The organism is Pseudomonas sp. SWRI111 (assembly GCF_014268555.1).
Classification (GTDB): Bacteria; Pseudomonadota; Gammaproteobacteria; order Pseudomonadales; family Pseudomonadaceae; genus Aquipseudomonas; species Aquipseudomonas hamedanensis.
In genome coordinates this window covers 227,198-245,944 of the sequence record NZ_JABWQQ010000006.1, presented here as the reverse complement: position 1 = coordinate 245,944, position 18,747 = coordinate 227,198, and the positions used below count along the sequence as shown (strand labels likewise).

The following is an 18,747-nucleotide window of genomic DNA, read 5'->3' as shown; positions in this document are numbered from 1 at the left end:
CCCGGATCAATCCAGATCAGCCATGAGTGCTCAGCATGCAACTCCCGGACATGAACCTGCTGGTCGCCCTCGATGCCTTGCTCGACGAGGGCAGTGTGGTCGGTGCGGCGCGGCGGATGAACCTCAGCCCGGCGGCGATGAGCCGCACGCTGACGCGCATCCGCGAGGCCATCGGCGATCCGATTCTGGTGCGCGCCGGACGCGGTCTGGTGCCGACTCCCAAAGCTTTGGAACTGCGCGAACAAGTGCGCGACGTGGTCGAGCAGGCGGCGTTGCTGTTTCGTTCGGCTGACAGCGTGGAGTTGGGCACTTTGCGGCGGCGTTTCAGCATTCGCGCCAACGACTTTTTCATCGGTGTCTACGGCGGCAAGTTGTTCGACACCCTTGATCAACTGGCACCGCACTGCGAGCTGCGCTTCGTCCCCGAAGGCGATGGCGACGACGAGGCACTGCGCGAAGGACGGATCGACCTGAGCGTGAGCAATACCCGTCCCGTCACGCCGGAAGTGAAAATCCAGAATCTGTTCTCCACCCACTTCGTCGGGCTTGTGCGCGAAGATCACCCGTTGCTCGACGGCGAAATCACCGCTGAGCGCTACGCCGGTTTCTCGCATATCAGCATGTCGCGCCGGGGCATCGCCCGCGGGCCTATTGATACGGCATTGAATGCTTTGGGGCTGGAGCGGCGGGTGGCAGTGATTGCGCCAAGTTTTCATGCGGCGATGTTCGCTTTGCCGGACTCCGACCTGATCCTGCCGGTGCCCAAGGAAGCGCTGCTCAGCGTGCGACGGCTGGGCCTGAAACTGCGCTCATTCGACCTGCCGATCCCGCTGCCGATGCTGATGCTGACCCAGGCCTGGCACCCGCGCTTCGACAAGGATCCGGCCCACCGCTGGCTGCGCGAAACGCTCAAGGCCTGTTGCGATGAGACGTGGCTGGCGGCACAACCCTGATCCCGAATTTCACACAAATCCCCTGTAGGAGTGAGCCTGCTCGCGATAGCGGTACACCAGCCGACGGATTTTCAAACTGACACACCGCTATCGCGAGCAGGCTCACTCCTACAGGGGATAACTGTTGTGTCTGATGCACTTATAACCTGCCAATAAGTCAATTTTCGTCAGCACCAAGCCCCACTAAAATGCTCCGGTATTTCACCCCCCGGAGTTTTCATTCATGACATCCCTGACGGTCACGGCACCCCTCGCCGCGGCCAGCCCGGCGACGGCGACCACGCCCCCGGTGTTCGGGGCGCGGATCATCATCGGTCTGGTCGGCGTGCTGTTGGCCGTGCTGGTCTCGGGCCTCAACGAGATGGTCACCAAAGTCGCGCTGGCCGATATCCGTGGCGCGCTACACATCGGCTACGACGAAGGCACCTGGCTGGTCGCGAGCTACACCGCCACATCGGTCGCAGCCATGGCCTTTGCGCCGTGGTGCTCGGTGACCTTTTCGCTGCGCCGCTTCACGCTCTGCGCCATCGGCCTGTTTACCGCGCTCGGCGTGTTGTGCCCGTTCGCCCCGAATTACGAAAGTCTGCTGTTGATGCGCATCCTCCAGGGTCTGGCCGGCGGTGCGTTGCCGCCGATGCTGATGACCGTCGCGCTGCGCTTTTTGCCGGCAAACATCAAACTGTACGGACTGGCCGGCTACGCACTGACCGCAACGTTCGGCCCTGGCCTCGGCACGCCGCTGGCCGGTCTGTGGACCGAATACGTCGGCTGGCAATGGACCTTCTGGCAGATCATCGTGCCGTGCCTGATCGCCATGGCCGCCGTCGCCTACGGCTTGCCGCAGGATCCGCTGCGGCTGGAGCGGCTAAAGTCGTTCAACTGGAAAGGCCTGCTGCTGGGCTTTCCAGCGATCTGCATGCTGGTGATTGGCCTGTTGCAAGGCAATCGGCTGGACTGGTTCGAATCGAACCTGATCTGCGGACTGCTCGGCGCCGGTTCGCTGCTGCTGGTGGCTTTCATGATCAATGAATGGTCGCAGCCGATTCCGTTTTTCAAATTGCAGATGCTCGGCATTCGCAATCTGTCGTTCGCGCTGATCACCTTGGCCGGGGTGCTGGTCGTGCTGCTCGCGGTGGTGCTGATTCCGTCGAGTTATCTGGCTCAGGTGCAAGGTTATCGCCCGGCGCAAACCGCGCCGATCATGCTTATCGCCGCGTTGCCGCAGTTGCTGGCGCTGCCGTTGGTGGCGGCGCTGTGTAACTTGCGCTGGGTCGATTGCCGCTGGGTGCTCGGGATCGGGTTGAGCATGCTGGCGCTGTCCTGTCTGGGCGGTTCGCACCTGACGTCGGCGTGGATCCGTGACGATTTTTACGTTCTGCAGTGGCTGCAGATTTTCGGTCAGCCGATGGCGGTGTTACCGCTGCTGATGCTGTCGACCGGCAGCATCACGCCGCTGGATGGCCCCTTCGCGTCGGCGTGGTTCAACACTGTAAAAGGCCTCGCTGCGGTGGTCGCCACCGGGGTGATCGAAGCGCTGACCACCGTACGCCTGCATTTCCATTCGACGATGCTGGTCGACAGCCTCGGCAACTCGCCGCTGGCCGACCACAGCGATCCGGGCCTTGCCCATCGCCTGCACGAACAGGCCGTGGTGCTGACTTCTTCCGATCTCTACGTGTGCATGGCCGGCGTCGCGGTGACGCTGATCCTGCTGATTTTCTGGCTGCCGACGCGGATTTATCCGCCGCGCGCGCCGACCTGATTGCTGCACTGAAACAGAAGGTTTTTATGACGACTCAATCCAAACAAAAACTCGCGGTGGCCGTGGCTGCCGCGCTGGCGGTCGGCGTGCTGGTGTACCTGGCAATGCCCGGGCTGTTCGGCAAACGCACCGAGCAAACCACCAATGACGCCTTTGTCTCGGCCGACTACACCCTCGTCGTGCCGCGCGTGGCCGGGTTCATCAAGCAGGTGCTGGTCGAAGACAACCAGCAAGTGAAGGCCGGGCAGTTGCTGGCGCTGATCGATGACCGTGACTTGCGTGCGGCAGCCGAAGCGGCGGATGCGCAAACCCTGGTGGCGCGGGCGCAGTTGCAGAACGCCAACGCGACCCTGGAACGGCAGGCATCGCTGATCGCCCAGGCGCAGGCTTCGGTGGTCTCGGCCAAGGCAGAAATGGCCTTCGCTCAGCAGGAGCTGAACCGCTACAACCACCTCGCCGGTGTTGGCGCCGGTACGGTGCAGAACGCACAGCAGGCACGCACGCGAATTGATCAGGCCTCGGCACGCCTCGACACGGCGACGGCGAAACTGGCGGCCGAACGCAAGCAGGTCGAGATACTCAGCGCCCAACGCAACGCCGCCGAAGGCAATTTGAAACACGCGCAGGCGGCGCTGGAAATCGCCAGTTTCAACCTGTCCTATACGCGCATTACCGCACCGCAAGACGGCATGGTCGGCGAGCGCGCGGTGCGTGTCGGTGCCTATGTGACGCCGGGCAGCAAACTGCTGGCGGTGGTGCCGTTGCAGCAGGCCTATGTGGTTGCCAATTTTCAGGAAACCCAATTGACCGATGTGCAGCCGGGGCAAGACGTGCAAGTGCGTGTCGACAGCCTCGGCGGCGAAGCCTTGAGTGGCCGCGTCGAGAGCGTCGCGCCGGCAACGGGGGTGACTTTCGCAGCGGTGAAACCGGACAACGCCACCGGTAACTTCACCAAGGTGGTGCAGCGCATCCCGGTGAAAATCGTGCTGGAACCGGGGCAGCCACTGGCCGAGCGGTTGCGGGTAGGGATGTCGGTGGAGGCAAGCATTGATACTGCGAGTCCAACGGCGTCCGGGCGCGAGGTGACGCAGCGATGATTAGTGGTGAATCGGCCAATGCCTTCGCGAGCAGGCTCGCTCCCACATTTTGCAATGCGTTCCCCCTGTGGGAGCGAGCCTGCTCGCGAAGACGCCAGTGGCAGCAGCTCACCCTGAGTGCCTTGCTTGCAATCAGCCTCAGCGCCTGCACCGTTGGCCCCGACTTCCAGAAACCCGAGGCCACGCAACCTGCCGACTGGGCTAAACCCGCCCGGTCGGCCCCCAGCCAGGCCGTCAGCGAACCCCTCAACGAACACTGGTGGGAAACGTTCCACGATCCACAGCTTTCCGCGCTTACCCAACGCGCACTGAGCAACAACCTCGACCTGCAACTGGCCAGCAGCCGCCTGCAACAAAGCCGCGCTGCGCGTCAGGTGATCACCGCCGAGCGTTATCCGAACAGCGCCGCTACCGGTAGCTACGCGCATAAACGCAACAGCGGCGAGGGCCTGAACGATCCGTCGGGGCATAACGGCGATTCCGCTTTCAACCTGTGGGACGCTGGCTTTTCGGCCGCCTGGGAGCTGGACTTCTGGGGCCGCGTGCGCCGCGAAACCGAAGCCGCCGACGCCAATCTCGAAGTGGCTGAAAACGATCGTCGCGGTGTGTTGCTGACGGTGCTCGCCGACACCGCGCAAAACTACATCCAACTGCGTGGTGTGCAGAACACTCGCGCCGTCACCGAGCAGAACCTCGACGTTGCCCGGCACAGCCTGAAACTCTCGCAGTTGCGTCTGGCCGATGGCGTGGCGACCGATCTCGACGTCGCCGAAGCCGCCGCGCAAGTCGCTGCCATCGAGGCACGCCTGCCGGCACTTGAGCAGCGTCAGGCGCAACTGATCAACGCGATCAGTCTGTTGATGGGTGAACCACCGCAGGCCTTGGCGAAAGAGTTATCCACAGACGCGGCGGTGCCGCAGTCGCCGCTGCAAGTCGCCATCGGCCTGCCTTCGCAACTGGCCGAACGGCGCCCGGATATCCGCCAGGCCGAAGCGCGCCTGCACGCCGCCACCGCCAGCATCGGCGTAGCCAAGGGCGATTTTTATCCGCGCATCACCCTGTCCGGCAACCTCGGTTCGCAGGCGATGCAGCTCAGCGACTTCGGTTCCTGGGGCTCGCGCGCCTTTGGCATCGGTCCGCAGTTCAGCCTGCCGTTGTTCGACGGCGGACGCCTGCGCGGCATGCTGCAACTGCGCGAAGCCCAGCAACAGGAAGCGGCCATTGCCTACCAGCAAACCGTGCTGCGCGCCTGGCATGAAATCGACGACCAGTTGACCGCCTACAACGCCAGTCAGCGCCGTCGCGACAGCCTCGCCGAAGCCGTGCGCCAGAACCAGATCGCCCTGCGCACCGCGCAACAGCAATACGTCGAAGGCGTGGTCGATTTCGTCAACGTCCTCACCGTGCAGAGCGCCTTGCTCGCCACCCAGGAACAATGGGTGGAAAGCTCAACCGGCGTTTCCCTGGCGATGGTCGGGTTGTATAAGGCGCTGGGCGGCGGATGGCAGTCGGTCTATCCAGCAGCGCAACTGGCCGCAGGCTCGCCGGACGTCGCCAAGCCCTGAGCCCGCAGCGAAGCTATGATCAACTCCACTGCAGCAAACGGCGTAACGCCGGCCCGATTCCAGAGGAGTTGATCATGGAAAATCCGCAGCACAGCCTCCCGGCCCTGTTCAAACAGCTCGGCCTCGCTGACGACCCGATCAGCATCGACCAGTTCATCGCCAGCCATTCCCCGCTCAAGCCGGAATTGCATCTGGCTGACGCGTTTTTCTGGACGGAAAGACAGGCGAAGTTTTTGCGCGAGGAGATTCTTGAGGATGCGGATTGGGCAGTGGTTGTGGATCAATTGAATGTGATGTTGCACAAGGGGCGGGTGGGGTGATTACTTTGGCTGAGGCCAAGCCCGTGCTGTATGAACCAGCGCCATGATCCAGATGGCATCTCGCTCCGTTTGATAGACAACACGGTAACTGGGATGCGGAATCACCTCACGCGTACCGGCAATGATGCCGGCACGGCCAATCAGAGGATTGTCGTAAAGGCGATGTACCGCTTCGCTGAAGCGCAGGTCCATTTCAATGGCCGCCCTTGGGTTGGCGGCCTGCAAGTAATCCCAAATATCTGCACGATCCTGTGCGGCGGCTGGCGTCCATATAATCCTCATAGGTGATCTTCTGCCTGCCTGCGCTTGGCAGCGAACGCTGCTTCTACTTCATCATTGTTCAAGCCGTCTCCAACGCGAATGGATTCACGAGCGATTTCCACCTTGCGTTGCAGGAAGGCTTCGTATTCGCGCGCCTCTCGCTGGGTTTGAACATACTGACGCATCATGTCTCGCATGATTTGCGAGGCTGGCCGGTGTGCTGCTTCGGCTTCCGCCATGAACTCTTCCCTTAGTTCCGGCTCGAGTTTCATTGTGAAAACGGCTTGTTTTGACATGGCAGGCTCCCGAAATTGGTAATGACAAGGTGTATACCGCGTAAGTACCAGAGGTGAAAGCTTTCGCTGGCGTTGGGCGACTAGCGGGGGCAATTTGTTTCAAAACTTGACTGAAATTCCGCTTCAATGCGATATTGATAGTTAGCAAACTAACAGTGTCCATTTACCCGTGCCCGATCCCCTCGACAGTCTCCAGATGAACATCAGCAGCGCCATGGTGGTGGCCGCCCGGCATTGGCGGAAGATCTGCCAGACCACGCTGGTCAATTACGGAATTTCCGAAGCCTGCGCCGTTCCATTGTTGATGATCGGGCGCTTGGGCGAGGGCGTGCGTCAGGTGCAGGTGGCGCAGGCGGCTGGCATGGAGAGTCCGTCGCTGGTGCGTCTGCTTGATCAGCTGTGCCAGGCCGGTTACGTCCGTCGCACTGAAGATGCCCAGGATCGTCGCGCCAAGTGCCTGAGCCTGACCGATACCGGCCGCGAGCTGGTGCAGGCGGTGGAGGCCGAACTGGTGCGCTTGCGCCATGAAGTGCTGGAAGGCATCGAGCGCAGTGATCTGGAGGCTACGCTTCGGGTACTCAGGGCTTTTGAGGCGGCGAGTTCGCCTGTGGTGGTCAATTCGTGAACGGTTTTTTCACTGGCATGCCGCCGGCCCGTGACTGGTTTTACGGGGTCCGTACTTTTGCAGCGTCGATGATTGCGCTGTACATCGCCCTGCTTATGCAAATGCCGCGGCCGTATTGGGCGATGGCCACGGTGTACATCGTCTCCAGCCCGTTTCTCGGCCCGACCAGCTCCAAAGCACTCTACCGTGCGGCCGGTACGTTCCTCGGTGCGGCGGCAGCGGTGCTGTTCGTGCCGATGTTTGTGCAGAGCCCGTATGTGCTGGTGGTGGTCATCGCCTTGTGGACCGGCATCTTGTTGTTCATGTCCCTGCACCTGCGCACCGCCAACAGCTACGCGCTGATGCTGGCCGGTTACACGTTGCCGCTGATTGCCCTGCCGGTGGTCGATAATCCGCTGGCAGTGTGGGACGTAGCCGAGGCGCGCACCGAAGAAATTTTCCTTGGCATCGCTGTTGCCGCCGTGGTCGGCGCGATGTTCTGGCCGCGGCGCCTGGCGCCGGTGTTCAACGATGCGGTGAGCAAGTGGTTCGCCGATGCGACGAGCTACAGCCTGAAGTTTCTCAGCCGCGACGTTCAGCCGGAAGAAGTTACCGCGCTGCGCATGGCCATGGTCGCCAATTTCAACAGCCTTGAACTGATGATCGGCCAGTTGCCTCACGAGGGCGCACGGCCGCAAACCGTGCGCAACACCAAGGAACTGCGCGGGCGGATGATTCACCTGTTGCCGGTGATCGATGCGCTCGAGGATTCGCTGTACGCCCTTGAACGTCGCACGCCGGAACTGGTGGAAAAATTCCAGCCGTTGCTCGCCGCGACCCGGGAATGGCTGAGCCATGCCGATGCCAATCTGGAGCGCTGGAAAGCGCTCAGGGATCAGCTCGAGGCGCTGCAACCGAACGCCGCAGCGCTGGAGGATCGCAAGCAACTGTTGTTCTCCAACGCCATTTACCGCCTCGGTGAGTTCATCGACTTGTGGCAGGACTGCCGCAGCTTGCAGGATGCGATTCTGTGCGAGCGCCAGGACAGCTGGCGCGCGGTGTATCGGCACTGGCGCCTCGGCCGTTTGACGCCGTTCATCGATCGCGGGCTGATGCTGTACTCGGCAACCTCGACCATTCTGGCAATCATCGTCGCTTCGGTCTTGTGGATCCTGCTCGGCTGGCCGGATGGCGGCAGCGCGGTGATTCTGGCGGCGGTGGCGTGCAGTTTCTTCGCCTCGATGGACGACCCGGCACCGCAGATTTACCGGTTCTTTTTCTGGACCGGCATGTCGGTGCTGTTCGCCAGCCTTTATCTGTTTTTGATTCTGCCCAACCTACACGATTTCCCGATGCTGGTGCTGGCGTTTTCCGTGCCGTTCATTTGCATCGGCACGCTGACGGTGCAGCCGCGTTTCTACCTCGGCATGCTGCTGACGCTGGTTAACACCTCGTCGTTCATCAGCATTCAGGGGGCGTACGACGCGGACTTTTTTGCCTTCGCCAATTCCAACCTCGCCGGGCCGCTGGGGCTGTTGTTCGCCTTTATCTGGACGCTGGTGGCGCGGCCGTTCGGGGCCGAACTGGCGGCCAAGCGCCTGACCCGTTTCAGCTGGAAAGACATCGTCAGCATGACCGAGCCGGCCAATCTCGCCGAACATCGGCAACTGGGCGTGCAATTGCTTGATCGGCTGATGCAGCACCTGCCGCGTCTGGCCCTGACCGGTCAGGACACGGGCATCGCGATGCGCGAAGTGCGCGTCGGCCTGAATATGCTCGACCTGCTCGCCTACACCCCGCGCGTCACTGGCGTGCCGAAGGCGTTGCTACAGCAAGTGGTGGCCGAGGTCGGCGAGTATTTCCGCGCCTGCCTCAAATCCGGCGAACGCCTGCCGGCGCCGAGCGGTCTGCTGATGACTCTGGACCGTGCCCGCCGTGCGCTGAATGGCCAGGGCGATGACGAAACCCGTCTGCACCTGTTGCACGCCTTGAGCGGTTTGCGTCTGGCCTTGCTGCCCGGCGTCGAATTCGTCTCCAGCGCCGAGCCCGAAGAACCGCTGCCCGATGGAGCGCCCCTATGATCGGTGATCTGGATATCAGCGGCATCTTCCTGCCGACCCTGCTGGTGCTGATGGGCATCACCTATGTGTTGTTTCTGCTGGTGCATGGCGTGCTCACGCGTCTGCACTTTTACCGTCTGGTCTGGCACCGGGCATTGTTCAACGTGGCGCTCTACGCCGTGCTGCTGTACGGCGTGGACTCACTCAGTCGATACCTGATGACATGAAAAAACCGTTTTTGACCATCGGTCGCGTGGTTCTCACCTTGCTGATCGTGACGTTTGCCGTTGTCCTTGTCTGGCGCATGGTGATGTATTACATGTTCGCGCCGTGGACCCGCGACGGCCATATTCGCGCCGACGTCATCCAGATTGCGCCGGACGTGTCCGGGTTGATCCAGCAGGTCGAGGTGAAGGACAACCAGTTGATCAAGCGTGGTCAGGTGTTGTTCAGCATCGACCAGGACCGCTTCAAACTGGCGTTGCGTCAAGCCAGGGCCGCCGTTGCCGACCGCGAAGAAACCCTCGCCCAGGCGCAACGTGAAGCCAAGCGTAACCGTGGCCTGGGCAACTTGGTGCCAGCGGAGCAACTGGAAGAAAGCCAGTCGCGCGTGGCCCGAGCGCAATCGGCGCTGGCCGAAGCGCTGGTAGCGGTGGACAGTGCACAGCTCAACCTCGATCGCTCGGTGATCCGCAGCCCGGTCGACGGTTACGTCAACGACCGCGCGCCGCGTCCGCAGGAATTCGTCACCGCCGGGCGTCCGGTGTTGTCGGTGGTCGACAGCAATTCGTTTCACATCGACGGCTATTTCGAAGAGACCAAACTCGACGGTATTCACGTCGGGCAATCGGTGGATATCCGCGTGATCGGCGACCGGGCAAAACTGCGCGGACATGTCGAGAGCATCGTCGCCGGCATCGAGGACCGCGACCGCACCAGCGGCAGCAACCTGCTGCCCAACGTCAACCCGGCGTTCAGCTGGGTGCGCCTGGCGCAGCGGATTCCGGTGCGTATTGCGTTCGATGAAGTGCCGGCAGATTTCCGCATGATTGCCGGACGCACCGCCACCGTGTCGATAATCGATGACCAACCGCAGGAGCCCCGGCCATGAGCAGGGCGCTTTTGGTCGCCGGTTTGGGCGTGATGCTCTCGGCGTGTCAGATGGTCGGCCCCGATTATCAGGTGCCCGCCGACGCGGCGGTGCAGCGCAAGGATATTCAGGGTGAACTGGCGGTCGCCGGCAAACCGGTGGTCTCGGCGCCAGTGCCGGCGGACTGGTGGCGGCTGTATAAAGATCCGCGCCTTGATCAGTTGGTGCAGCAGGCCATGGCGTCCAACACCGACCTGCGTGTGGCCGCGGCCAACCTGTCGCGGGCACGCGCTCAGGTGGATGAAGCCGAAGCGGCTGGCGGCTGGAGCGGCGGGGTGAAGATGGGCGCCCAGCGCTTGCAGGAATCCGGTCAGGCGTTCCTTTTGCCGGAAAAAGTCCCGGTGGCCAACATTGCCGATATCGGCATCAGCGCTTCGTATCAGTTCGACCTGTGGGGCACTTTGCAGCGCGGCATCGAAGCGGCAAAAGCCAATGCCGACGCGACCCAGGCCGCCGCCGATACCGCGCGCATCACGCTGGTGGCGGACGTGGTTCGTGCTTACACCCAGGTCTGCGCCGCCAACGAAGAGCGGGAAATTGCCGAGCATTCTCTCGACCTGCAATCGCAGAGCACCACGTTGATCCAGCGTTTGCGTGACGCCGGGCGTGGCGATGAAACCCAGGTCACCCGTTCGCAAACTCAATTCAAATCCCTGCGCGCCGATCTGCCGCGCTATGAAGCGGCGCGTCAGGCCGGGCTGTTCCGTCTGTCGATGTTGCTGGCCAAGCCGGTCGAGCAATTGCCGGCGGGCACGGCCACCTGCGCCGAACTGCCGAAAATCGCTCAGCTCGTGCCCGTCGGTGACGGCGCTGCGCTGCTCAAGCGTCGCCCGGATATCCGTCAGGCCGAACGCCGTCTTGCGGCGGCGACCGCCGGCATCGGTATCGCCACCGGCGAGCTGTACCCGGACATCAGCATTGGCGCGACGATCGGCACGGTCGGCATCATTGATGATCTTGGCGATCCTTCGACCAACCGCTGGGGCTTCGGCCCTTCGCTGAGCTGGAAAGTCCCGACCAACGGCGCCCGCGCGCGCATTCGTGAAGCCGAGGCCAACACTCAAGGCGCACTGGCGCATTTTGACGGCGTGGTGCTCAACGCCATCCGCGAGACCCAGACCGGTCTGGCCCAGTACAGCGCACTGCTGCAACGTCGCGATGCGCTGGCCGAGGCTGAGCAGTCGGCGAAGCTCGCCGCCGAGCAGACCCACCGCTTCTTCCAGGCCGGCCGCGAGTCGTTTCTTGCCGACCTGCAAGCCACGCGCACCTACACCGATGTCACCGCGCAGCTGGCCGCGGCCAACACCCAGGTCGCGATGAGCCAGATCGATTTGTTCCTCGCCCTGGGCGGTGGCTGGGAAAGCGGACGAACGCACGCTTCTGACGCCAGCAATCCCTGAGGCCGTTGCTATGCTTTGAGGTATTGAAGGGGCGCCCCGTGCAAAGCGCTCCCTGCATGCTCATTGCTCGTGCTGGTCTAGGGGAAACCAACGATGAAGAACCCTTACGCGCTCGGCTTCTGGTGTGTCCTGACGGCGCTCGTGCTGCTGTCGGCCACTTATTTCTACGGCATCATGCTGGCCCACCAGATCGACAAGGCGATGATTTTTCTCGACAGCGCCGTGGCGCTGATCGCGGTCATGGCAATCGTGGTGGTGGCCTGGGCATCGGTCCAGGTTCAGCGGGTCAAGAAGCGCCAGTTGGAACAGGGCAAAATGCTGGTGCTGATCTGGGACACCAAGGTCGCCCTGCGCCGGGTCGAAACGGTGTTCGACCGGTATTTCTGGGGCAGCTACTGGCAACCGGGGCGCACCTTCGCCGAAGTCATGGGCGAACTGACCGGAACGCCCTTGGAAAAAAGCCTCGAAGCGCTGAAAAAACAGTGTCTGGAACTCGACAAGCAGATTGCCGACGAGGGTTGGCACTGGCTGAACAATGCCCGTGAACTGTCCGATGTCGCCACGGCCATGGCCCGCGAGCGCTATCAGCTGGATTTTTGCGATGTGCGGGCTGACGGTGCGGGCGGGGCGGTGATCGACCGCGATTTTGAAGTGCTGGTGTACACCTGGACGGCGCGGCTCAAGAGCTTTGATCATCAGCTCGATGAAATCGAGGTTCAATACTCCTGATCTGTTGTGAATTCACTGGCGTTATCGCGAGCAGGCTCACTCCTACAGGGGAATGCATTCCAAATTGTAGGAGTGAGCCTGCTCGCGATAGCGCCTTTCCAAACACTGAAACTCTTAAACCCTGTCAGCTGTCAATTCCTCCCATAGACACTCTTTAACCTTTAATCATTGGGCCGTCTCCCGCGCCCGGTGCTAATCTCCACCGCTCAATTGCGCACAGTCGAGCCGCGACCCGATCCCGGGTTCAAGGAAGACGACCCCATTCACAGCCACGGAAATCGATCAGGTCATTCATGAATAAATCAGCAGGCGTGCTTCTCGGAATTGTTGTTGCCATCGGCGCGATCAGCGCAGGCGGGGCCTGGTACACCGGGACCAAGATCGAAGGGGTGCTGAACAACGCCGTCGGCAACGCCAACAAGGAACTGCAGAGCGCCATGGCCGGCTCCAACGGCAGTGCCTCGCTGGAGCTGGTGTCGCTGGACCGCCACACGTTCACCAGCACCGCGCACTATCGCCTGAAGGGCGAAGGCGAAATGTTCGGCGACGCGCCGGTCGAACTGCTGTTTACCGACCGCATCGAGCACGGCCCGCTGCCATTCTCGCGCCTGATCTCTCTGAAATGGCTACCGGTCATGGCCACCAGCAACTACGAACTGGAAAAGAGCCCGACCACCGAAAAATGGTTCGCCGCGACCAAGGGCGCCGCGCCGCTCAAGGGTGTGACCAACATCGGCTACGACGAATCGACCACCAGCACCCTCAACCTGCTGCCGTTCGAAACCGCACTAGATGAGCAGTCGAGCCTGAAATTTTCTGGCCTGACCATGGACATCGCCGCCAGCGCTCAGGCGCAAAAGGTCAAGGCTGACGGCTACATGGACAACCTGAAGCTGGTGACCGTGGCCGAAGACCAGACGCCGGTCCAGCTCGAACTCAATGGCCTGACCCTGGCCAGCAACCTGGCCAAGAGCAGCTTCGGCTACTACACCGGCGAAAACACCCTGGAAGTGACCAGCAGCAAAACCACGTTCGGCGCCAAGCAATCGGTGCTTGGGGTGAAGAACTTCGAAATGAAGAACCGCACCGAAGAAAGCGGCAGCAACGCCGCCGGCCGCGCCGACTACAAAATCGGCGAAGTGACGCTCAACGACAAGAAGATCGGTTCGGCCGCCATGGCCATGAGCCTGAAAAACCTCGACATCGCCTCGACGATGTCGCTGATGCAGATCTACCAGACCAAACTGCAGCCGTACGAAAAAGCTGCGGCCGAGGCCGAAGCAGCAGGCCTGCCGGCGCCGGAGCTGAATCTGACCGAAGCTGAGAACGCCCAAGTCAAAGCCGATTTGCAGAAGCTGCTGGCCGCCGGGCCTCAGTTTGCGCTGGAGAACCTGTCGTTCAACACCGCCAACGGCGAGAGCCGCGCCAATCTCGTGATTGACCTGACCAAGCCGCAATCCATGGATCTGCCGCCGGATCAGCTAGGCAAGCAACTGATCGCACTGCTTGACCTCAACGTCCAGGTGTCGAAGCCGATGCTGGTCGATCTGCTCAGCGTGCAGGCACAACTCGATGGCCAGACTGACGCCAAAGCCATCGTCGACCAGTCCAAGGAAGCGGCCGATATGTTCGCTGGCATGGCGGTCGGTTCGCAATTGGCAGTCGCCGACGGCACCAACGTCGTGACCAAGCTGCATTACGCGGCGAATCAGGTTGAATTCAACGGCCAGAAGATGACCGTGGAGCAGTTTGTCAGCTTCCTGATGAGCAAGTTCGCTGGCGTCACCCAAGTGCAGTAACCCCACCGCGTGTCATCAAGACGCCCGGCCCCTGTTTGACAGGCGCCGGGCGTTTTGCTGTCCGCCATCGCGGTTTTCGCTGACCTCGCTGAACCGCCCGCAGGATTCTGAACAATTATTGTGTTGTGAATTTTCGACTACGCTTGCGTGCAAGATTGCCCGGCTTTAAAGCCTGGCCGTGGATTGCACATCGCGGCCGCCGTTACGAATGGGCAAGGAGGGCATTGTGACCCGGCTGGCCATGTAAGGATGCTGACGAATGCCGCGTATTGATGTGCCTGTATTACATCGTGGTTTGCGCCCTTTGTTCCGGGTCGCCCTGTGCAGCCAGTTGCTCTGGCCGTTGCTGGCGCTGGCCGACACGCCCTACGACGAAATGGTCCGCGATGCCCGTGCCGGGCATTACACGCCGGCGCTGACGGTATTGCGCCAGGTGCCGCCGGGGCAGGCGAGCGACGGTCAGATCAGCGATCACCTGCAAATCGCCAGTTGGGCGGGGTTCGACGCCGAAGTCATCAAGGTCTATGAAACCCAGGGCCGCGACCGCGTCTTGCCGGTGCAGGCACTGACCGCCACCGCCCGCGCCTATCGCAATCTCAAGCGTTGGGATCAGGCCACTGAGGTTTACAACAAGGCCCTGGCACGGGAACCGGACAACGCCGACCTGCAACTGGGTCTGGCGCTGACTCAGGCCGACGCCGGCAAACCCGACGAAGCCGTGACGCGGGCCAAGGCGCTGGTGGCGGCGAAACCTGATGACCCTTCCCGCCGCCTCGCCCTGGGCTATGCCCTCGGTCGCGCCGGCAAACAGTACGACGCGCTGTTCGAATTCGATCAGGCGTTTATCCGCGCCGGCAACAAACCGGAAGTGGCCCGCGAATACGTGGTTGCCCTGCAAAAGGCCCGTCTGCCGGAACCGGCGCTGCGTCTGGCCCGACAGCGGCCGGGGCTGATCGATGCGGTGACCCTGCGCCGTCTCGAAGGCGATCTGGCGGCCGAGCGCGTGCGCCTCGCCGAGCTGGCCACGCGCAGCGAAAAAGAACGCTACGTAATCGCCGACCGCGCGCTGGCCGATTACGACAAATTGCTCGCGACCTGGGCACCCGATGCCGCGGCCCATGACGACGTGACCCGCTGGCGCATCGACCGCATGGGCGCGCTCAAGGCTCGGGCGCGGACCGCCGATGTCATCGCCGAGTACCAGAAACTGCAAGCCGAAGGCGTGGCGATTCCGACCTATGCCTTGCGTTGGGTGGCGGCGTCCTACCTCGATCAGCGCCAGCCGGACACCGCCACCGATCTCTACCGTCAGGTGCTGTCGGCCCCGGACGCCGATGCAGGCGATCGGCTCGTCGATACCACGGCGCTGTATTACGCGTTGCTCGAAAGCGACCGCGCCGACGAGGCGCGCAAGGTCGCTGAAGACGCGGCGAAAGCCCAGCGCCCGCGCGTCGAGCTCAAAGGTTTGCCGATCGGCAACCCCAACGATGAATGGATGGACGCCCAGCAACTGGCGGCGCAGGCCGGCACCTACAGTGCCGACCTGCCCCACGGCGAGGAGCGCTTGCAGACCCTGGTCAATCAGGCCCCGGGCAACCTCGGGTTGCGTCTGGCCCAGGCAGACCTGTACCTGGCCCGGCAATGGCCGCGCCGCGCGGAAAACCAGCTCAAGGAAACCGAGAGCCTGGCCCCCCGCGATGCGGGTCTGGAAGTCGCTCAGGCGCGCACGGCGATGGAGCTGCAGGAATGGCGGCAGAACGATGCGCTGACCGACGACGTCGTGGCGCGCAACCCGGACAATCGGCAGGTGCAGCGTCTGGCCCGCGAACGGCAAGTCCATGACATGGCCGAGTTGCGCGTCGAAGCCTACGGCGGCAAGGCCAACGGCGGTGGCAGCAGCGATGCCGGTGCCGTCAGCGGCAGCCGTGATTTCGGCATTCAGAGCACGCTTTACAGTCCGCCGATCAATGAAGACTGGCGCGTGTTTGCCGGCGCCGGTTATGCCACCGGGGATTTCGCCGAAGGCACCGGCCACCACCGCTTCCAACGGGTCGGCCTGGAGCGGCGCAGCCGCGACATGACCCTCGAAGCCGAAGTGTCGAATCACGATTACGGCTTTGGCGACAAACAGGGCGCACGCCTGGCGATTGCCCGCGACATCAACGACCACTGGCAGTACGGCGGCAGCCTCGAATATTTGTCCGCCGAGACGCCTTTGCGCGCGCTCAACAGTGACATCAAGGCCAATGGCGGCAGTGCGTTTCTGCGCTGGCGCGCCAACGAGCGTCGCGAATGGCGCCTGTCGGTGAGCCCGTCGCACTTCAGTGACGGCAACAACCGCGTCGAAGCTTTGCTCACCGGCCGCGAGGGTGTCTACAGCGCGCCGAACCTGCAGGTCGACGCCGGTCTGGAAGTCGGCACCAGCCACAACTCCAAGTCCGACGACGTGCCGTACTTCAACCCGAAATCCGACTTCAGCGTGATGCCGCTGGTCAACGTCAATCACGTGCTCTACCACCGCTACGAAACCGCCTGGAGCCAGCAATTCCAGGCCGGCGCGGGCACGTACAGCCAGCGTGAGCACGGTACCGGTGGCATGGCGCTGCTCGGCTATGGGCAACGGTATGCCTGGAACGATGTGTTCGAGGTGGGCGGCCTGTTCAGCGTGATCAACCGCCCTTATGACGGTGATCGGGAAACCGATCTGCGTCTGCTCGTCGACCTGACTTTCCGCTTCTAGAAGAGTTTGAAGATGCCTCTGATTTCGCGTTTCATCCTTTTGCTGGGAGCGCTGCTGATCAGCGCCTGCGCCCAGCAAGCCCCGGCCTTCGTGCCGCCCGCCGAGCGGGCCGTGCCGGCCAGTGAAAAACCGTGGCCGAAAAACCACGTGCTGGGCATCGCCTATCACGATGTCGAAGACCGCGACCCCGATCAGGCGGTGGTGGCGGTGCGCACCGAGCGCCTGATCGAGCAGCTCGCCTGGCTGCGCGAGAATGGCTACCAGCCGGTCACGGTCGATCAGATCATGGCGGCGCGCAGGGGCGGTCCACAGCTGCCGGCGAAAGCGGTTCTGCTCAGTTTCGACGACGGTTATGCAAGCTTCTACACCCGCGTATTGCCGGTGCTGCGCGCCTATAACTGGCATGCGCTGCTGGCGCCGGTCGGCAGTTGGGTCGACACGCCGCTCAACCAGCCGGTGGATTTCGCCGGCACACCGCGTGCGCGTTCCGACTTTCTGACCTGGGAGCAGGTGCGTGAGATTTCCCGATCCGGGCTGGTGGAAATCGCCGCGCACACCGATGCCAACCACAAAGGCATTCTCGCCAACCCGCAGGGCAACCTGCAGCCCGCCGCTGCGACCCGACGCTACGATCCGGTCAGCAAACGCTATGAATCCGAAGCCGACTTCCAGGCGCGGATTCGCACCGACGTCAACAACATCTCGGAGAAAATCCGCAAGGCCACCGGGAAACGACCGCGAGTCTGGGTCTGGCCATACGGTGCGGCAGACGGCACGTCGTTGGCCGTGGTGGGCGAACAGGGCTATGAAATGGCCCTGACTCTGGATGATGGTCTCGATGCCCTCGACAACCTGATGAGCGCTCCGCGCTTCCTCGTTGCCTCCGACCCCGACGGCGAGCATTTCGCCAACAGCATCGTCTCGGTGCAGGCCGAATCGGCCATGCGCGTGGTGCATGTCGACCTGGACAATGTGTACGACCCGGACCCGGCGCAGCAGGACATCAACCTCGGCAAACTGGTGCAGCGCATGGCTGACATGGGCGCCAACACGGTATTTCTGCAAGCCTTCGCCGATCCCAAGGGCGACGGCCTGGTGCACTCGTTGTACTTCCCCAACCGCCACTTGCCGGTGCGCGCGGATCTGTTCGACCGCGTCGCCTGGCAACTGCGCACCCGTGCGCATGTGAAGGTTTATGCGTGGATGCCGGTGCTCAGTTTCGAGCTGGATTCGAAGCTGCCACGCGTGACCCGCTGGGATCCGCAAACCGGCGTCACGTCAGTGGATCCGAGCCAGTACAAACGCCTGTCGCCGTTCAATCCCGAGGTACGGCGAATCGTCGGTGAAATCTACGAGGACGTGGCGCGCCTGGCCTCGGTCGACGGCATCCTTTATCACGACGATGCGCTGCTCTCGGATTTCGAAGATGCCAGCCCTGACGCCCTGAAGGCCTACGCTGCTCAGGGATTGCCGGGCTCGATTGCTGCGCTGCGTGACGATCCGGCGGCGATGCAACGCTGGACGCGCTTCAAGAGCCGTTACCTGATCGACTTCACCAACGAACTCACTGCCAGGGTTCGCGCGATTCGCGGCCCGCAAGTGCTGACAGCGCGCAACCTGTTTGCCGAGCCGATGCTCAATCCCGACAGCGAAGCGTGGTTCGCGCAGAACCTCGATGATTTCCTCGCCACCTACGACTGGACGGCGCCGATGGCCATGCCGCTGATGGAAAAACAGACCCGGGAACAGTCCGGCCCATGGCTGGAAAAACTGGTGGAAACCGTCAAGCAACGTCCGGGTGCGCTCAACCGCACGGTGTTCGAATTGCAGGCACGGGACTGGACGCAAAAGGATCAGGCCGACATCGACGGCGCGCAGTTGGCGGACTGGATGGGGCGTCTGAAACGTCAGGGCGCGACCAGTTTCGGTTACTACCCGGACAACTTCCTCGACAACCTGCCGGACCTGAAAACCGTCAGGCCTGCGCTCTCCAACAAATGGAATCCATAAC

Annotated in this window: 16 protein-coding genes; 14 read left to right on the top strand and 2 right to left on the bottom strand. The window is 62.5% G+C overall.

Annotation, left to right across the window (positions count from 1 at the left end):
• Positions 1-35 precede the first annotated feature (35 nt).
• The 5 genes from HU755_RS10570 (at position 36) to HU755_RS10550 (ending at position 5,697) form a co-directional block, all read left to right on the top strand.
• Entirely contained in the window at positions 36-953 is a 918-nt protein-coding gene (locus tag HU755_RS10570; protein WP_186548686.1) for a LysR family transcriptional regulator, read from the top strand.
• 223 nt (positions 954-1,176) lie between these two features.
• The gene (locus HU755_RS10565) at positions 1,177-2,715 is read left to right on the top strand and encodes an MFS transporter (protein ID WP_186632238.1); all 1,539 of its coding nucleotides are present in this window, start codon (positions 1,177-1,179) and stop codon (positions 2,713-2,715) included.
• A 26-nt stretch (positions 2,716-2,741) separates the two neighbouring features.
• A complete protein-coding gene (locus HU755_RS10560) occupies positions 2,742-3,812 on the top strand; it encodes an HlyD family secretion protein (protein ID WP_186632235.1) in 1,071 nt (356 codons plus the stop codon).
• Complete coding sequence (locus HU755_RS10555) at positions 3,809-5,377, top strand: efflux transporter outer membrane subunit (RefSeq protein ID WP_186632232.1); 1,569 nt, start codon at positions 3,809-3,811, stop codon at positions 5,375-5,377. Before HU755_RS10560 ends, HU755_RS10555 begins: the two co-directional genes overlap by 4 nt.
• 74 nt (positions 5,378-5,451) lie before the next feature.
• On the top strand, positions 5,452-5,697 hold the full coding sequence (locus tag HU755_RS10550) for a DUF2789 domain-containing protein (protein ID WP_186632229.1): 246 nt from the start codon (positions 5,452-5,454) through the stop codon (positions 5,695-5,697).
• On the opposite strand, the gene HU755_RS10545 is transcribed toward HU755_RS10550, so the two are convergent.
• Positions 5,698-5,979, bottom strand: a complete 282-nt coding sequence (locus tag HU755_RS10545) for a type II toxin-antitoxin system RelE/ParE family toxin (protein WP_186632226.1) — start codon at positions 5,977-5,979, stop codon at positions 5,698-5,700.
• Positions 5,976-6,254 carry an antitoxin of toxin-antitoxin stability system gene (locus tag HU755_RS10540; protein WP_186632223.1) on the bottom strand — a complete coding sequence of 93 codons (279 nt, stop codon included), beginning with the start codon at positions 6,252-6,254 and terminating at the stop codon, positions 5,976-5,978. Before HU755_RS10540 ends, HU755_RS10545 begins: the two co-directional genes overlap by 4 nt.
• A gap of 196 nt (positions 6,255-6,450) precedes the next feature.
• On the opposite strand from HU755_RS10540, the gene HU755_RS10535 reads away from it, so the two are divergent.
• From HU755_RS10535 to pgaB, 9 genes are all read left to right on the top strand, one after another.
• Positions 6,451-6,879 (top strand): MarR family winged helix-turn-helix transcriptional regulator, encoded by a 429-nt coding sequence (locus HU755_RS10535; protein WP_186548673.1) that lies wholly within the window; start codon positions 6,451-6,453, stop codon positions 6,877-6,879.
• Positions 6,876-8,939: an FUSC family protein gene (locus HU755_RS10530; RefSeq protein WP_186632220.1), complete on the top strand. Its 2,064-nt coding sequence runs from the start codon at positions 6,876-6,878 to the stop codon at positions 8,937-8,939. Before HU755_RS10535 ends, HU755_RS10530 begins: the two co-directional genes overlap by 4 nt.
• The gene (locus HU755_RS10525; RefSeq protein ID WP_027611129.1) at positions 8,936-9,145 is read left to right on the top strand and encodes a DUF1656 domain-containing protein; all 210 of its coding nucleotides are present in this window, start codon (positions 8,936-8,938) and stop codon (positions 9,143-9,145) included. The genes HU755_RS10530 and HU755_RS10525 overlap by 4 nt, the downstream gene beginning before the upstream one ends.
• Complete coding sequence (locus tag HU755_RS10520) at positions 9,142-10,029, top strand: HlyD family secretion protein (protein ID WP_186632217.1); 888 nt, start codon at positions 9,142-9,144, stop codon at positions 10,027-10,029. The genes HU755_RS10525 and HU755_RS10520 overlap by 4 nt, the downstream gene beginning before the upstream one ends.
• Complete coding sequence (locus tag HU755_RS10515; RefSeq protein WP_186632214.1) at positions 10,026-11,468, top strand: efflux transporter outer membrane subunit; 1,443 nt, start codon at positions 10,026-10,028, stop codon at positions 11,466-11,468. The genes HU755_RS10520 and HU755_RS10515 overlap by 4 nt, the downstream gene beginning before the upstream one ends.
• Positions 11,469-11,561: 93 nt before the next feature.
• Positions 11,562-12,197, top strand: a complete 636-nt coding sequence (locus HU755_RS10510) for an NADH:ubiquinone oxidoreductase subunit N (RefSeq protein WP_186548665.1) — start codon at positions 11,562-11,564, stop codon at positions 12,195-12,197.
• A gap of 293 nt (positions 12,198-12,490) precedes the next feature.
• Entirely contained in the window at positions 12,491-13,996 is a 1,506-nt protein-coding gene (locus tag HU755_RS10505) for a YdgA family protein (protein WP_186632211.1), read from the top strand.
• 259 nt (positions 13,997-14,255) lie between these two features.
• Entirely contained in the window at positions 14,256-16,736 is a 2,481-nt protein-coding gene (pgaA, locus tag HU755_RS10500) for a poly-beta-1,6 N-acetyl-D-glucosamine export porin PgaA (protein WP_186632207.1), read from the top strand.
• A gap of 12 nt (positions 16,737-16,748) precedes the next feature.
• The gene (gene pgaB, locus HU755_RS10495) at positions 16,749-18,746 is read left to right on the top strand and encodes a poly-beta-1,6-N-acetyl-D-glucosamine N-deacetylase PgaB (RefSeq protein ID WP_186632204.1); all 1,998 of its coding nucleotides are present in this window, start codon (positions 16,749-16,751) and stop codon (positions 18,744-18,746) included.
• Position 18,747 lies beyond the last annotated feature (1 nt).

What these genes read in the sequence shown, in the direction of transcription:
- HU755_RS10570 (WP_186548686.1), top strand. Translation starts at nt 36, where the DNA reads ATGCAACTCCCGGACATGAACCTGCTGGTCGCCCTCGATGCCTTGCTC.
- HU755_RS10565 (WP_186632238.1), top strand. Translation starts at nt 1,177, where the DNA reads ATGACATCCCTGACGGTCACGGCACCCCTCGCCGCGGCCAGCCCGGCG.
- HU755_RS10560 (WP_186632235.1), top strand. Translation starts at nt 2,742, where the DNA reads ATGACGACTCAATCCAAACAAAAACTCGCGGTGGCCGTGGCTGCCGCG.
- HU755_RS10555 (WP_186632232.1), top strand. Translation starts at nt 3,809, where the DNA reads ATGATTAGTGGTGAATCGGCCAATGCCTTCGCGAGCAGGCTCGCTCCC.
- HU755_RS10550 (WP_186632229.1), top strand. Translation starts at nt 5,452, where the DNA reads ATGGAAAATCCGCAGCACAGCCTCCCGGCCCTGTTCAAACAGCTCGGC.
- HU755_RS10545 (WP_186632226.1), bottom strand. Translation starts at nt 5,979, where the DNA reads ATGAGGATTATATGGACGCCAGCCGCCGCACAGGATCGTGCAGATATT.
- HU755_RS10540 (WP_186632223.1), bottom strand. Translation starts at nt 6,254, where the DNA reads ATGTCAAAACAAGCCGTTTTCACAATGAAACTCGAGCCGGAACTAAGG.
- HU755_RS10535 (WP_186548673.1), top strand. Translation starts at nt 6,451, where the DNA reads ATGAACATCAGCAGCGCCATGGTGGTGGCCGCCCGGCATTGGCGGAAG.
- HU755_RS10525 (WP_027611129.1), top strand. Translation starts at nt 8,936, where the DNA reads ATGATCGGTGATCTGGATATCAGCGGCATCTTCCTGCCGACCCTGCTG.
- HU755_RS10520 (WP_186632217.1), top strand. Translation starts at nt 9,142, where the DNA reads ATGAAAAAACCGTTTTTGACCATCGGTCGCGTGGTTCTCACCTTGCTG.
- HU755_RS10515 (WP_186632214.1), top strand. Translation starts at nt 10,026, where the DNA reads ATGAGCAGGGCGCTTTTGGTCGCCGGTTTGGGCGTGATGCTCTCGGCG.
- HU755_RS10510 (WP_186548665.1), top strand. Translation starts at nt 11,562, where the DNA reads ATGAAGAACCCTTACGCGCTCGGCTTCTGGTGTGTCCTGACGGCGCTC.
- HU755_RS10505 (WP_186632211.1), top strand. Translation starts at nt 12,491, where the DNA reads ATGAATAAATCAGCAGGCGTGCTTCTCGGAATTGTTGTTGCCATCGGC.
- pgaA (WP_186632207.1), top strand. Translation starts at nt 14,256, where the DNA reads ATGCCGCGTATTGATGTGCCTGTATTACATCGTGGTTTGCGCCCTTTG.
- pgaB (WP_186632204.1), top strand. Translation starts at nt 16,749, where the DNA reads ATGCCTCTGATTTCGCGTTTCATCCTTTTGCTGGGAGCGCTGCTGATC.